Genomic DNA, 15,595 nt, shown 5'->3' with positions numbered 1-15,595 from the left:
AAAATCGTCAGCCAAACGATGAAGACTAAATATCCAGGGAATGCGATGTTTAAAAATGAGATACAACACTCCTGTCAGCCGCTACCGATTGCCCTGGTAGGGGAAGCCATTTTAAAACAACAGGCAATTGAAGTACGCGACTTTGATGAAACGCTCAGTCAGTTAGCATCGCAAATGGTAGCAAGCATGGTAGAGGCAAAAGGCGTCGGTATCGCTGCCCCACAAGTGCACAGCCCGCTAGCGCTATTTATCATGGCATCACGGCCAAACGAGCGTTACCCCGATGCACCGCTAATGGAGCCCGTTGTAGTGGTTAATCCACACATCGAGTTGGCATCTTTACAACTCGAAAAAGGTGAGGAAGGCTGTTTATCTGTCCCAGGACAACGGTTTACCATTTGGCGTCACCACAGTATAGTTGTGCGCTATCAAAACCTAGCGGGACAGTGGCAACACGCCGAATTAACGGGTTTTATTGCACGTATTTTCCAACATGAATTTGATCATCTTCAAGGGATCACTTTGCTTGAGCGTTCACAAATGCCACAGCAAACACTAATGGCACAAGAAGGTAACCCACAGGCATGAACACCACCTTCATTCACTCTTTTATCAGACCCACCATCAGCACATTGATGCTCACCGCCATCTTAGGTTCGAGCGGCTGTGCCTATAACAGTATTTTTATCAATTATCCGGCACAAATCGCGCCAATCAAACAAGATCTCAATACCGCGACGCCCATGGCGGATATCGACAAATTAGCCAGTAATATCCAAGGCAATGACGGTTTGCTTTACGCTCAAGAAGCGGGGCGCATCGCTCAAGTTGCGGGGGATTTTGCCAGCAGTAAAAAATACTACGAGCAAGCGGTGGCGGCCTACACCGCCTTTGATGATAAAGCCAAGATTAGCGCCAGCGATATCGGCGCGACGGCGACAAGCTTAGTGTTAAATGACAATGCGATTCCCTACCGCGGCCCGGGCTTTGAGCGCATTATGCTGCACCAATATCAGGCGCTCAATTACCTATTCAGCGGCGACTATCAAGGCGCGCTAGTGGAAGTTCGTCGTAGTAACGAATTGCAAAGTTCAGAGCAAGAACGCTATCAAAAATCGCAAAAATCGGTACAAGCTATGGCTAATGGTACGATCGATGCCGAAGTGAATAAACTTGGGCAAGCGGCAGGCACTGTCACCAGCTCCTTCCTAAATGCTTATAGCTATTACACGACGGGCGTACTACACGAAGTGCTTGGTGAACCAAACGATGCCTTTATCGATTACCGTAAAGCAGCACAAATCACTCCTGATAACACGTATCTGCAACAGGATTTGGTCCGCCTTGCCAAACAACTCGGCATGCCGCAATACGATGAGTTTAAAAAGCGCTGGGGCGATGCCAAACTGCCTAAAGCGGGTGAAGGCCAAGTGGTGTTGATGGTCGAAAAGGGCTTTGTCCCCGAAAAACAAGCGCTCACAGTGCCCTTCACTATCCATGGCAACTGGCAAACCGTGTCTCTAGCGACCTATGGGCCAAACAATAGCTATGTGCCAGAGACTCAAGTGCAGGGCTTAGGCACAGTGCTTAAAACTGAACCTATCGCCAATATTGATGCCTTAGCGATTACCGCCTTGAAAGAAGATTTACCCGGAACCTTAGTCCGCCAAGTTGCAAGGGTTTATGCCAAATCGGAAATGGCTTATCAAGTCGAAAAAAGTGGTAAACCCGGCAATAATGCCGCCGATATTGGCAGTATTGCTATGCAGATTTTTAACGTTGTTACCGAACAGGCGGATCGCCGTAGTTGGTTAACACTGCCGAAACAGGCACAAATTGGCAGGCGTTATCTCAATCCTGGCGAATACACACTGCAATTGGATAAAGCACCACCGGCAAAAATTGACGTTGCCGCAGGCAAGACCACCTTGGTCTGGGCAATTGATACTGGTAATTACACCCGAATTTATTCAATAATCATTTAACCGAGCGGTGAATGTTTGAATAAAACGAGTGTCATTAAGTTTTTACAATCACAAAATGGAACTGACTATGAAACAATTTAAACTGATTTTTGTGCTGGCTGCCGTGATGGGTCTGGCTGCATGTCAATCTAAAGTAGAGTATGGTGATGCCACAGAGGTTGAAACCGTTAACGAAAACTTTGGCTCAACGGATCTGCAAGCCATTGCCGCTAAAATGGTTGATAGCATGATGACTTTCCCACCGATTGTGGCCATGACAGCGAACAACCGCCCAATTTTGTTTGTCGATAGCATCAAAAACAAAACCTCTGAGCATATTGATACTGAGTCAGTAACCGACTCTATCAGCAACAAATTATTGCGCTCAGGCAAGTTCCGTTTCATCGACATGACTAAAGTCGATTCAGTTCGTAAGCAACTGGATTACCAAAACAATACCGGTATGGTTGACCCATCAACCGCCATCAAGTTTGGTCGTCAAATCGGTGCCCAGTACATGCTGTATGGCAACCTATCTAGCATCGTTAAGCAAGATGGCAGCACCAAAGACGTTTACTACAAGATGACTATGCGTCTAATGGACTTAGAAACAGGTCTTATCGAATGGTCTGACGAAAAAGAAATCCGTAAGACCAAATCTAAGTCTTTCTTGGGCATGTAATCCCGCTCAAAGTGATAGGCTAATGCCGAAACATCCAAAAAAAGCCAGCATTTTTGCTGGCTTTTTTTACATTTTTAACATTGGTTATCCATGCTAAATAAGGTAGTGTACTCGCCCAAAACACTAAGCAATGATGCCGCTTTTGTATGGAGAAGAGTTCGCGACACAATCAGGCCGACTCATGCCCCACGACGCCGCATCTACGCCACAAATAAAGTAAATCGTTGAAGGATTTAAGTAGTGAATTTGTTTAAAGCTAGCCTAGTCGCCCTCACCTGCTCTGCATTAATGTCGTGCGCCGTTAAAAGTCCTTTAAATACAGGGCCAAGGGACGCCAGTCCCTATATCAGCCAGTATCAGGCAAGCCTACGTTCACAGGTAATATCGGATGTGCATTATGAGTTGGATTTTCAACTGACGGGTGACACGCAATTCAGCGCAACAACGAAGATCCACTTCAATCTTAGCGAGGTTCCTAAGCAACTGAGCTTGGATCTAAGCAAAGCACAAATTAAGCGTTTTTTGATTAACGGAACCGCCATTTACCCCAATTACAATGGTGCCTATATCAGCTTAAACACCCGCTTACTGACCTCGGGTGATAACACGGTTGAAGTGCAATTTACCCGAGCGCACAGCACTAATGGCGAAGGCTTGCATCGCTTCCAAGATCCCGTCGATGGCAAGGTCTACCTCTACTCTCACTTTGAGCCTGCCGCTGCGCAACAGATGTTTGCAGTATTTGATCAACCCGATTTAAAAGCCAATTACAAAATCAGTGTGACCGCGCCGAAGGATTGGCAAGTGATCAGTACCATGCGCGAGTCCTCTGTCACACCTGCGGGGACCATTAATCGTTGGGAGTTTCCTGAAACGCCTAAATTAAGCCCTTACAATTTCTCTATGCATGCTGGCCCGTACCATATGTGGCAGGATAATTCCGGCCGCTATCCTATGCGATTATTTGCACGACAATCCGTTGCTCACCAAGTGACCCCACAGGACTGGTTTACCTATACAAAACAGGGTTTAACCTTCTTTGACGCCTATTTTGGTATTCCTTATCCCTTTAAAAAATACGACCAAATCCTAGTGCCAGACTTTCTCTATGGCGCAATGGAAAACGCAGCAGCAGTGACCTTTGCCGAAGATCATTTCCTCCACAAAGCAGAAATGACCGCCGAGCAAAAACAAAGCTTGGCGGGTGTTATTATGCACGAAATGGCCCACCAGTGGTTTGGCGATTTGGTCACGATGAAGTGGTGGAATGGCCTGTGGTTAAACGAAAGTTTTGCTTCTTTTATGGGTACACTCGCGACCCAAGAAGCCACCGAATTTACTAATGCTTGGCGCAGTTTTTATGCTCAAGGCAAACAGCGTGCCTATGAGCAAGACAGCTTAGTCACTACCCATCCGATTGAAGTGCCTGTAGCTACCACCCAAAATGCCTTCGACAATATCGATGCTATTACCTATCAAAAAGGCGCCTCGACGCTCAAGCAGCTACGCCATTTACTTGGTGATCTGGTGTTCCGCCGCGGCGTGAGCAACTACCTCAAACAATACAGCTACCAAAATGCCGAGCTGGATGACTTTATCAATAGCCTCGCTAAAGCTGCCGGCAGAGACTTAAGCGCATGGACACAGGAATGGCTATACAGCGCAGGGGTAAACACCATTAAAGCCGAATACCGCTGCGACGGTAACCGCATTAGCGAATTTAGCCTGTTGCAATATCCCGCTAGCAGCGAACTACCGACACTGAGGGAGCAAAAAGTCCAAATTGCACTGTTTACTAAAGGACGTTTCGATTTAAGGCATGAGACCACAGTACCAGTAACCTACAAGGGCGAGCGTACCGAGGTAAAACAATTAGTCGGTGAGCGTTGCCCCGATCTGGTTTACCCCAACTATGATGATTGGGGCTTTGTGAAGGTGCAACTCGATGAAAAATCCTTCGATACCGCCAAGCAACAGTTAAGCCGAGTTACAGATCCGCTATTGCGCTCAATGTTATGGCAAAGCTTGTGGGACAGTGTACGTGAGGGCAACCTGAGTTTAGATCAATACCTCAGCACAGTATTCGTCAACGCCCCAGCGGAGAATGACTACACTGTGGTCGGTCAAATTATTTCTAGCTTGCTACGCAGTAAAGAATACCTCGCGCAGATCGCGCCTATTCAGCAAAACTATGCTGAAAATGCAGTTAAAGGCTTAGCGCAAATGAGCCTTCGTAAGACCATGGAGAGTCGAGGGGATAATGACTTCCAGCGCCGCTGGTTCGATGCCTATATCCAATTAGCCAGCGATCGTGACAGTTTACGTCATTTAGCGCAATTGCTAGACGGCACCACTAAAATCAAAGGATTAACTTTAGATCAAGATCTGCGCTGGGCTATCATAATCCAGCTTAATCGCTACGACTTCCCGAATGCGCAGCAACGTATAACACGGGAAATAGCACGTGATAACTCAGATTCAGGGGAAAAAGCGGCATTAGCCGCTCAAGTGATCCATCCTGAAGCTGCCGCAAAACGTCGCTGGTTGAGTAAAGTCCACGCCGATGTCCTACCGTTTGCCAAACAGCGCATCATCATGGAAAACCTCTATCCTGCGGAGCAAAAACTCTTAAGCGCAGCCACAGCTGAAGAGCGCCTCGCAAACTTAGCCGATATGGACAAAAAGGGCCCAGTGTTTATGCGTAGCTACAGCCGTAACTTGATCCCAACCGACTGTAATTACAATAGTATTACCGCCTTGGATAAAGTATTAGACAGCCAAACAGGCTTATCTAATCTTAGCCGTCGTACTTTATTAGAAACGCGTCAAGCAGAGCAGCGTTGCGTGCTAATCAAAAATAAAATGACCCACTGATAATGAGTTGAAAAAGAAGAGGCTCTGATGAGCCTCTTCTTTTTGCCTTGATCTTTACCTTACATGGGAAACCTGTAGATAAAAATGTAATAACTCTTTCAATGGTAGTGGCTTAGAATAAAAATAGCCCTGATGTTGATACACCCCTTTAGCCGCTAAATAATCTACCTGTTCTTGGGTTTCCACGCCTTCGGCAATCATCTCCATATTCGACTCGTGTCCAAAGGCAATAATGGCATCGAGCACCGCACCTTTAAGATCTTTCGTACCAATGGTATCGATAAACATCTTATCAATTTTGATACTATTAATTCCAAGTCGCTGTAAATAGCTAAAACCGCCAAAACCCGTACCAAAGTCATCCAGTTTAAAGTCATAGCACAATGGTAAAACGGCTTTTATTTCAGCTAAGGCTAGCTCAAATTGAGTGATAGGTTTGCGCTCCGTCAGCTCAAATGCAATCCGCTTAACCATGGGATCTCGGTTTAAAGAGAACCATTGACTCAGCAAGCCAGACTCTAAGTGCTGCGCAACAATATTGATGCTTACCCAGCCTTTTAGTTGAGCTAAATCGCGATACACCTGATCTAGCAATAAATCGGTGATCGGTAATATGAGCCCCGAATCCTCAGCATAGGGAATAAATTGATTGGGCTGAACTAATACACCATCAAATCGACGCCAACGTACCAGCATCTCCTGCCCAACAACATCGCCTGAACGGCAATCGATAATGGGCTGATAATAGGGAATAAATTCTTTTCGACTCATTCCTTTTTGCAGCAACATACCAAGCGACACCCGGGCAGACTGCCAGTTCCAATAAAAAATCACAGCTAAAAATGCTGCAATTAACGCTGCAATAAAGAGTACGACACCAATGCGATAGGCTTCTTGCCAGTAGAGATCATCACCCGCCTTTAAGGTTAAAGTGACATCTAACGTTTTAATATAACGAGATTTCTTGATAATGCTGTGGTTTTCATCAAGATTTTCTGTCCCCCTTACCATGGGGGAAAGCCCTTGATAACTGATGAGTAATTGATAACAACCGTGGCAAAGGTTAGATAGGGTTTCGTTATAAACAGAGCTATTAGTCAGCACGACTAACTTCTGCTCACCTAAATGAAAAGCATAGGCAAGACTACGAGCACGATCGGTGGCCGCGACCGTTGTCGCAATATCGACCTGTTGTGAGCCAAAAAATAAACTTCGAGATCGGTCAAGATGGTAATTGACTGGCGGACCGATATTGGAGCATTTTTTACCATCGGCAAGTTCTAGCTGAATAAAACGAACAATTGCTGGACTCAAGGATTGACTATTGAGTAACGCAATATCATCTTCATTGCAGGTAAAAGATAATTTAGCAAATGCCCGTTCAATATTTTTTTGCTTAAAATCATCAACACCATTTGCAAAAGTAAGTGTTATTTCATCAAAATCACGATTAAACCTTTTTTCTATGCTATAGGCCGTCAACCAAGGATAAATTGTACTCGCTAAAAGTATTGGTAAAAGAAAGATTAAGCATGAATGTAACCAAGGATTAAAGCACCAACGAGGAAAACTCCATTTCATCTATACTACTCTCTTACTTATGTGTGGGTGTACTTGCTTATGACACTTTAGGAATACTATGCTAAAAAGCCTTTCAAAACTGTGCAATAAAACAAGTTCACCATGATATAAGCAACTTTTGAAAATACTTATACAAAACAAAATACGGTTCGCTGCCACAACTTTATCAAATCTGAATGATCAACCATTAATGCTTTAGCTATTTCAGCCGCTATACTTTATTAACGTTAGGTTGCTAGCGGAATTTAAAGGAATAGAATATGCGTTCAACACTTAAAACTCGCCTACTTTTTAGTAGTCTCTTTGCCGTATTCATCACTGTTGCAGTACTGGTTAGTATTTCAAGCTACGTCATTAGAAATCATGCTATAGGCAATACCCAAGGTGAGATTGATCAACTAGCGAATACTTTTGCCGAAGGTATTGGACTGTGGATGAAAGATAGAAAAACAGCCATTACAAGCCTTAAAAAGACCATAGAGGCTGACCCGAGTGTACAAATTACCCCTTATTTATTACAAGCACATAATGCAATGGGGTTTGCACTCACCTATTTTGGTGATGAGCAAGGCAACATGTACCGCCAAGATCCAGCGCTCAATACCGCAAACTATGACCCACGTGCCCGACCTTGGTATATGGATGCCAAAGCCGCTAATAGCATGGTTATGACTGCTCCCTATGTCAGTGCCACCCTTAAAAAACAAGTTGTGACTATCGCTGAGCCAGTGATGGTTGCGGGCCAACTCTTCGGTGTCGCCGCGGCAAACCTTACCATTGACCAACTCACCGATGCGGTACAGCGGCTTGAAGTCCCCGGGAATGGCTACACCCTGATGGTAGACAACACTGGACTAATTATTAGCCACCCCAATAGTAAGTTAAATAATCAACAACTTACTAATATTGACTCTGATTTTACCCCCACCTGGCTATCACAACGCGCCAATGCCAATACTATGGAAGAGCGAGAATTAGATGGTGAGACTCAACTAGTCTATGTAGCGAACGTTCCGTCGACCGACTGGGCGTTAATATTTGTGATGAACAAACAAGAAATCATGTCGCAAGCGACTACGCTCGCTTGGTGGATGTCCGCCGTAGGCGCTGGGTTACTGGTAATGTTTGGTTTAGTATTAGTCGCAATCTTCAAAATGCAATTCAAAGACTTAGAACGAGTTGCTTTGGCACTAAATGATATCGCAGAGGGCGATGGCGATCTGACGGTGAGAATTCACACCGCAAACAGCCATGATGAAATTGGGATCTTAGCCTCAGGTTTTAACCGCTTTGTCGAACGTCTTCACGGCATGATTTCAAGAATGCACAATATTGCGGGCCAACTTGAATACCAAGCTAAGGGCAGCAGTGCATCTGCGGCAGATAACAGCCAACGCATTGCTGTTCAGCAGGACGAAGTGACGATGGTCGCCACCGCAGTCACCGAAATGGCCAGCGCCACAGAAGAGATTGCCAGCAACGCCGAACATACAGCGCAAACAGCGCAAAATGCCGTGAGCCTCTCGAATCATGGTCAAAAGCAAGTGATGCAAAGTCAGCAATCTATTCGTAACTTAGCAAATGAGGTTGATACCGCAGGACGTATTATCAGCGAGCTGAATGAGCACTCACAAAAAATTAATAGCATTCTATTAACGATCAGTGGGATTGCAGAACAAACCAACTTGCTGGCATTAAACGCAGCCATTGAAGCCGCTCGCGCAGGTGAGCAAGGTCGTGGTTTCGCCGTGGTTGCCGATGAAGTTCGCGTATTATCGCAACGCACTCACTCATCAACCCAAGAAATTCAGGCAATGATTGAAACCTTGCAACAAACAGCTGGCAAAGCCGTAAAATCCATGACTCAAAGCCATGATATGGCAGAAACGAGTGTGGCTGATGCCAACTCAGCCAGCGAGAGCCTGCTTCAGATAAGCAAAGCAATTAATGAGATATCTGATATGGCAAGCCAAATTGCAACGGCCGCAGAGGAACAAACCTCTGTTACTAGCGAAATTAATCGCAATACCGAATCAATTCGTGAAGTCTCAGAAAACCTCTCTATTGAGGCCCAAAGTGCGATGGTGCAGTCACAGGAGTTGGCTCACTTAGCCGCCTCACTGCAACAGGAAGTGTCACGTTTTAAACTATAAATACACTTGTTGCATTGATATAAACACCCGCTGTAGCGATTTTCGTTACAGCGGGTTTTAGTTAGAGTCTTAACACTGGCCTATAAGTGCTTTCCCTTCAAACCTTGATACCCCAACTCAATACGATTACCACCATTCTTTTTAGCCTTATACATGGCAGCATCGGCGCAGGAAATAAGTTGCTGTTCATCTTTGCCATGCTCAGGATACAAAGCGACACCAATACTTGGAAAAATATGAATTTGCTGCTCTACAAGCTCAAAAGGCTGATTCAATATATCCAGCACTTTTTGAGCAACGAGCAAGGTATTGTGTGCAGAATCAACTCGCTCCAGTAAGATAACAAATTCATCGCCACCAAAACGCGCGACCGTATCCGAAACTCTCACGCAGCTAAGAAGCCGCTGCGCGGTAATTTGTAACAACAAATCTCCCACACTATGTCCGTAGGTATCGTTAACCCATTTAAATTTATCTAAGTCTAAATAAAGTAAAGAGAAATAACTCGACTCTCGATGCGCTCGAGATAAAGCCTTTTGAAACCTATCGTAAAATAACTCTCTGTTGGGTAGATGAGTCAACTGGTCGTAGAGTGCTATCTGCTCTAAGCGAGCCAACATTTGACGACGTTCGATGGCGAACGCAATTTGAGTCGAGACAAACTCCACCAATTCACAATCCTGTGTAGTATAGCTTCTCGAACCTGGGTTGCTATGCATTATCAACGCGCCTATCACCCCTTTGTGCAATCTCAACGGCACGCCGAGCCAGCAATCTTTAAAAGTTACTGCTAATGGCGATGAAAGCGTATTCGACATGGGACAAAAGAGTAAGGATTGTCCCGTTTGAATGATCTGCTCAGCAAAATAATTAGCATTACTGATATATGCGATATTTTGCTCGGACACCGATAACTGGTAAGGAAAATCTAATTGATTTGAATCTTGGTCATAAAGCGCGATAGCAAAATTTTCTGCGGGTAAAAGTTTTGCAATGATCTGGTGGATATGACTATAGAGGGATAGCAAATCCTCGGCCACATGAACCGCCTCGGAAATCTCGTATAACGCGGCTTGCCGACGCTCAGCATTTTTATTTTTGGTAATATCGCGAGCCACCGCAACGCGTTGTTGATATTCATCAGACCAGCGGGCTGACCACAGAATATCCACTATGCTGCCATCTTTGCGTATATAACGATTTTCAAAATCGATTTTATAGTGATCTGTCATAATTTCATTGGCCGCAGCAAGCGTACGTTCACGGTCTTCTGGTAAAACCAAATCCAACATCTGCATACCAATCATTTCATCTGGCGTGTAACCAAAAATACGTTCAGCACCCGCACTCACAAATTCAAATCGCCCCGATTTATCCACCACACAGATGGCATCTAATAGCAAATCAATAAAGCGACCAAGTGAAGTATAACCTTCGTTTTTCACACGACTCTCCCACCACGCCTGCAGACAAAACGAGAATAGCTAACTGACTATTGCAGCTAAGCTTTGCATCCCTGTATAGAACCAACGCGCGAATACTCGATGATTAAGGTTAATAGTACATAATATCATACTATTAGAGTAGGTTAATTAGCATGGCAGTTCCACTATTACAACATTCCATACATAAAGCCGAATTGGACATTAGCTTAACCCAATAACAGCATCCGCAAGATGCTTAGGGCGTGTTGACGTTTCAGGGTTATTTTTGCAGCAATTTGGCTGGCTTTTATGCAAGGCAAAGTCCGTGCTGTGTAGTTATTCTACATAAACGGACGATAACGCGGCAGAAAAGCCAACCAAATGCTGCCCGAAGGGTTCGTCTGGCAAGCCCTTGCTCTTACTTTCAGTCATAAGAGCCGCTCGTCATTTGAGTAAACTACACATCATTCCTCGTTTCGCGAGCACGTGCTTGCCAGAACGAACAAAATCTAATCTCGAAACGTCAACACGCCCTAGTATTTGACTGAGATAAAACTCTTTGAGCACAATAGCCAATTCAAATTTAGTTGATTATATCTGGAGTTATTTTGACGGCGCTTAAGTCACCTTTACACCAAGCGAATCATTTTCGCCTAGGGCTTGCAATGTGGTCTCATCAGCATTGGCAAAGCAGTGTTTATGGTGCAACAACTAAGCAAGCCGATCGCCTTGCCCGCTACGCAACCATTTTTAACACTGTAGAAGGTAATACCAGTTTTTACGCCACGCCAAATACACAAACAGTGATGAACTGGCACAGCGCAACACCAGATGACTTTCGCTTTACCTTTAAACTACCGCAGCTCATCACCCATCAAAGACAGCTGCAACATTGTCAGCAGGAACTAATGGAATTCTTTCGGGTGATGTCGCCCTTGGCTGAAAAAACTGGGCTATGGAAGATCCAACTTCCCGCCTACTTTGGCCCGGAGCAACTAACAACCTTGGCGCATTTTTTAGAAATGCTTCCCCAAGGCTTGACCTATGGCGTTGAAGTACGGCATTTAGCCTTTTTTGCGAAGGGCGAGGCTGAGCGAGCACTAAACCGCTTGCTGATGGATAAACAGGTAAATCGCATCATTATGGACAGTCGGCCCTTGTTTGCCCTACCGCCCGCTAGCGAAGCAATTATTGATGCCCATAAGAAAAAACCACAATTGCCCGTACATGCTATCGCAACTGCAAATGCGCCAGTGGTTCGCTTTATCGGACAAACCGATGGTACTATCGAAGCCTTAGCCGCCAATAACGATAAGTTACAGTTCAAAAACAACGATAGCTTTTTCAAAAATTGGTTACAGCAACTTCCCCTCTGGATTAAAGAAGGTCGAGAACCCTATCTTTTTATCCATACACCCGACAATCAAACGGCTCCAGAGCTCGCAGTTCGTTTATATCAGCAGTTACAGCAGCAAATCGCCGCTGAGATTTGCTTACCAACAATCAAGTTACACACACCACCATTGGCAGATCCTACCGCGCAAATGCAACTCTCTTGGTAGAGGCTGCATATCAACTTCAGCTTAGCCCCAAATTGAGTTAGCGAGAATAAAGACCAATGCCGACAAGAACATCGTAATAGGCAGCGTGAGTACCCATGCCAATAGAATTTGCTTAATGGTTTGGCTTTGCAGCCCAGAGCGATTGGCAACCATAGTACCCGCAACCGCCGAAGACAGAATATGCGTCGTTGAAACCGGCATCCCCGTGACGCTGGCAATCCCGATCGAAGCCGCAGCCGTCACCTGCGCAGCAATACCTTGGCTATAGGTCATTCCAGACGAGCCTATTTTTTCTCCCACGGTATAAACAATTCGCCGCCAGCCCACAAGCGTGCCACAACCCAAGGCCGTCGCAATCGCCACTATCACCCAAAGCGGCGCGTATTCGGTCGATTTAGTCAAATCCTTACGCCATTTAGCTAAAGAGCTTAACTCCTTGGCTGGTAAGTCTAATTTAGACACTTTACGAGCGGTATCATCGATACACAGCAACAACCTACGCACTTCACGGCGCTCTTCTACCGTCATATCTTGAAAACTATTCGCCTTATCCAAACGGCGATCAAGCAACGACATCGCGGGTAACACGGTCTGTGCCGAACAATGACTCAACAGCTCATCACTCGCCTCAAGCTGCGCTTTTACATCAACTAAATCGCTAATTATCGCTTGATTGCGGCTATAAATAGCCATAATCCGCCTGTTTGCATCCTGCGTCCTTGCCAAATCATAGGACTGGCTGCTCATATCGAGGGCAAAATACGCTGGGGCCATACAGATAAGCACCAGCATCACTAAACCTATGCCTTTCTGCCCATCATTCGAGCCGTGGGCAAAACTCACCCCCATGGCCGAAGCTATCAGACTGACGCGCGCCCAAAATGGTGGATGGCGTTTACCATTAATCTGAAATTGTTCATCGGGCGTACGGTGGATCTTGTGCTTTTGCCACATGAACTTCATCAGCAATAGCAGTACTCCAGCCAGCACAAAACCAAGGGTGGGCGAAATAATCAGGGATAACATGATTTGCGTGGCTTTAGTGAGATTAATACCATGCAATATAGGCTGGTGATGTATCCAAGCAAATGCGCCACCAACCCCCATAATCGAACCAATTAAGGTGTGGGAGCTAGAAGCTGGAATACCAAAGTACCAAGTACCTAAGTTCCAGATAATGGCGGAAAATAACAGTGAAAACACCATTAACAGCCCTTGAGTGGAGTCCATCCCCAACAAGGAGTCAACGGGAAGAAGATGTACTATGGCATAGGCTACGCCAAGTCCGCCAAGTAACACTCCCGCAAAGTTAAAAAGGGCTGATGAAACCACCGCTAAATTTGCAGGCATAGCTTTGGTATAGATCACCGTCGCAACAGCATTGGCGGTATCGTGGAAGCCATTGATAAATTCGTAGGCCAACACAAATAACACTGCCAGCACTAAAGCCACCGACCAACCAAAGCCGATAGAGGTAAATATCTCAAACATAAATCGCGAACCTATGACGAGGACGCCACAGATTACGCCCAAGGTTGGGTATTTGACAGTGAAAAATTATTTAGATTTTCAAAAAGTGAATTAGTGCTCAATAACTTTGAATCCAACTTGCAATTAACAAATCGCTTGATGCAAAAACGCCAGCACTGAGGCTGGCGTTTTGATTCACCCATATAGCTTACTGTAGATGACCTGCGTTATGCAGTTCACGTTCGTTCATCGGCGGTGGTGTCCATTGGTACATCCACGTTTCAGACAAAGGTTGACCATCTACTTCTAAGTAAACTCTTAGGTTAATCGGCTCAACGCTATCCTCTGGCGGCACGAGGTCAAACATAGCGCGGTAACCATTGATCGCATGTTGTGGGCGAGCAGAGTCGATTTCCACACGGCCTTGTGAAGTTGAAATTACCGCTTTCACTTGAGTATCTTTACCCAGCATAGGTAAGGAACCACCAGCAAAATCAATCACGAAGCGCTTGCTATAGTACTTACGCTTTTGACCAACTACGCCACCAATACCAGTAAAGGTATCCACTACGCGAGCACGGGGTGACTGCACAGGTGGAGTACCGCCCCAGTACATGTTGTAGCTATAGAGCAACTCTTGGCCTGGTTGAATGGGCTCTGCAGGATTCCAGAAAGCAACGATATTGTCGAAGGTTTCGTCCAGTGTTGGAATTTCAACTAACTGCACCGAACCTTTACCCCAATTACCTGTTGGTTCAATCCACAGACTTGGGCGCTTCTCATAGAATACGCCGTCATCTTGATAGTGGTCGAAATTACGGTCGCGCTGCATTAACCCAAAGCCCTTGGGATTCTCATCGCTATAGGCGTTGAATCTCAAGTTACTTGGATTGCCCAGAGGGCGCCAAATCCATTCACCGTTCCCCGTATGCATGGCAAGTCCATCTGAATCGTGGATCTCTTGACGCCAGTCGTAACCTGTACGGCGATCGTTCTCACCGACCATGAACATACTTGTCAGTGGTGCAACGCCTAAACGTTCGATAGCCTTACGCGGATAAATTGCCGCATCAACCTTCATCTTCAAACGCTCACCCGGCTCGATATCAAAACGGTAAGCCCCTGTTACACTTGGTGAATCTAACAGAGCGTACACAGTCGCAATATTAGAACCTGGTTGCGGCTTCTCTAACCAAAAACGGGTAAACATCGGAAATTCTTCAGGCTTAGGCAACGCAGTATCAACCGCCAAACCACGGGCTGAAAGACCATACTGCATTTCCTGACCGACCGCGCGGAAATAGCTTGCGCCCAAGAAGGCGACAACGTCACGTTGCCAGTCAGTGTTGAACTGCATTCTAAAGCCTGCAAAACCTAAATCTTTAGGAAGCTGGCTACCCTTTACCTTCGACTTACCGTAATCGAACATAGAAGGAGAATATTCAATCAGTTTAGCCTTGCCATTTTCCAATTGGTAAATGTGCACTGGTGTATCGAAATACAGGCCTAAGTGGAACAACTCGGCGCGAAACTCCGAATCATCCTCATGCCACAGTGCGGCTTTTTTCTTGAAATGGAATTGCTGGTAATCATCCCAGCTCATGCCCTGTAAGCTTTTTGGTAACTCACCCTTGTGGCTTACATAGGACTCTGTCGCCAGCGTATGGGCATAGCCTTTTAACCAAGCGTAGCTAAACTCTTCTTCCTGCGGCGCACTGGCTTTACCCGCTGCACAAGCAGATAAGCTTAACAACACACTACAGGTGAGCAGTACGCTGCCAACCATCCGTTGTAAGCGGCTACGAGTAGACTGAGCTTCTACCGATGGCATCACCATCGGCTCAGGATTTAAATGTCTTTGTTCGGGAAATAAATTGGGTTGCAT

General features: G+C 45.6%; 10 protein-coding genes. 6 read left to right on the top strand and 4 right to left on the bottom strand.

Annotated features, from left to right (window positions below):
* Positions 1 to 45 precede the first annotated feature (45 nt).
* From def to pepN, 4 genes are all read left to right on the top strand, one after another.
* The gene (gene def / locus KXJ80_RS07310) at positions 46 to 588 is read left to right on the top strand and encodes a peptide deformylase (protein WP_218738062.1); all 543 of its coding nucleotides are present in this window, start codon (positions 46 to 48) and stop codon (positions 586 to 588) included.
* The gene (locus KXJ80_RS07305; protein WP_047535444.1) at positions 585 to 1,985 is read left to right on the top strand and encodes a COG3014 family protein; all 1,401 of its coding nucleotides are present in this window, start codon (positions 585 to 587) and stop codon (positions 1,983 to 1,985) included. Before def ends, KXJ80_RS07305 begins: the two co-directional genes overlap by 4 nt.
* Positions 1,986 to 2,052: 67 nt before the next feature.
* Positions 2,053 to 2,646, top strand: a complete 594-nt coding sequence (lpoB, locus tag KXJ80_RS07300) for a penicillin-binding protein activator LpoB (protein WP_007645693.1) — start codon at positions 2,053 to 2,055, stop codon at positions 2,644 to 2,646.
* A 240-nt stretch (positions 2,647 to 2,886) separates the two neighbouring features.
* Entirely contained in the window at positions 2,887 to 5,520 is a 2,634-nt protein-coding gene (gene pepN, locus KXJ80_RS07295) for an aminopeptidase N (RefSeq protein ID WP_218738061.1), read from the top strand.
* Between the two features lie 54 nt (positions 5,521 to 5,574).
* Here pepN and KXJ80_RS07290 read toward each other — a convergent pair whose 3' ends face one another.
* Positions 5,575 to 7,101 carry an EAL domain-containing protein gene (locus KXJ80_RS07290; RefSeq protein ID WP_218738060.1) on the bottom strand — a complete coding sequence of 509 codons (1,527 nt, stop codon included), beginning with the start codon at positions 7,099 to 7,101 and terminating at the stop codon, positions 5,575 to 5,577.
* A gap of 260 nt (positions 7,102 to 7,361) precedes the next feature.
* Here KXJ80_RS07290 and KXJ80_RS07285 point away from each other — a divergent pair, with 260 nt between their 5' ends.
* On the top strand, positions 7,362 to 9,254 hold the full coding sequence (locus tag KXJ80_RS07285; RefSeq protein ID WP_218738059.1) for a methyl-accepting chemotaxis protein: 1,893 nt from the start codon (positions 7,362 to 7,364) through the stop codon (positions 9,252 to 9,254).
* 80 nt (positions 9,255 to 9,334) lie between these two features.
* Here the strand turns inward: KXJ80_RS07285 and KXJ80_RS07280 are convergent, their stop codons facing one another.
* Positions 9,335 to 10,699: a diguanylate cyclase domain-containing protein gene (locus KXJ80_RS07280; RefSeq protein ID WP_037414912.1), complete on the bottom strand. Its 1,365-nt coding sequence runs from the start codon at positions 10,697 to 10,699 to the stop codon at positions 9,335 to 9,337.
* 587 nt (positions 10,700 to 11,286) lie between these two features.
* On the opposite strand from KXJ80_RS07280, the gene KXJ80_RS07275 reads away from it, so the two are divergent.
* Positions 11,287 to 12,240, top strand: coding sequence for a DUF72 domain-containing protein (locus KXJ80_RS07275; protein ID WP_218738058.1), 954 nt, complete (start codon positions 11,287 to 11,289; stop codon positions 12,238 to 12,240).
* A 21-nt stretch (positions 12,241 to 12,261) separates the two neighbouring features.
* Here KXJ80_RS07275 and KXJ80_RS07270 read toward each other — a convergent pair whose 3' ends face one another.
* Both KXJ80_RS07270 and KXJ80_RS07265 read right to left on the bottom strand, forming a co-directional pair.
* Positions 12,262 to 13,731: an inorganic phosphate transporter gene (locus tag KXJ80_RS07270; RefSeq protein WP_037414918.1), complete on the bottom strand. Its 1,470-nt coding sequence runs from the start codon at positions 13,729 to 13,731 to the stop codon at positions 12,262 to 12,264.
* A gap of 187 nt (positions 13,732 to 13,918) precedes the next feature.
* A complete protein-coding gene (locus tag KXJ80_RS07265; RefSeq protein ID WP_037414921.1) occupies positions 13,919 to 15,595 on the bottom strand; it encodes an OpgD/OpgG family glucan biosynthesis protein in 1,677 nt (558 codons plus the stop codon).

The organism is Shewanella xiamenensis, assembly GCF_024971755.1.
Classification (GTDB): domain Bacteria; phylum Pseudomonadota; class Gammaproteobacteria; order Enterobacterales; family Shewanellaceae; genus Shewanella; species Shewanella xiamenensis.
Note: the sequence above shows the minus strand (reverse complement) of the source record. Positions and strands in the feature narration are given on the sequence as shown.

Bases quoted from the DNA above. Each gene is read 5' to 3' on its own strand.
- def (WP_218738062.1), top strand. From the start codon at position 46: ATGTTTAAAAATGAGATACAACACTCCTGTCAGCCGCTACCGATTGCC.
- KXJ80_RS07265 (WP_037414921.1), bottom strand. From the start codon at position 15,595: ATGCAACCCAATTTATTTCCCGAACAAAGACATTTAAATCCTGAGCCG.
- KXJ80_RS07285 (WP_218738059.1), top strand. From the start codon at position 7,362: ATGCGTTCAACACTTAAAACTCGCCTACTTTTTAGTAGTCTCTTTGCC.
- KXJ80_RS07290 (WP_218738060.1), bottom strand. From the start codon at position 7,101: ATGAAATGGAGTTTTCCTCGTTGGTGCTTTAATCCTTGGTTACATTCA.
- lpoB (WP_007645693.1), top strand. From the start codon at position 2,053: ATGAAACAATTTAAACTGATTTTTGTGCTGGCTGCCGTGATGGGTCTG.
- KXJ80_RS07305 (WP_047535444.1), top strand. From the start codon at position 585: ATGAACACCACCTTCATTCACTCTTTTATCAGACCCACCATCAGCACA.
- KXJ80_RS07270 (WP_037414918.1), bottom strand. From the start codon at position 13,731: ATGTTTGAGATATTTACCTCTATCGGCTTTGGTTGGTCGGTGGCTTTA.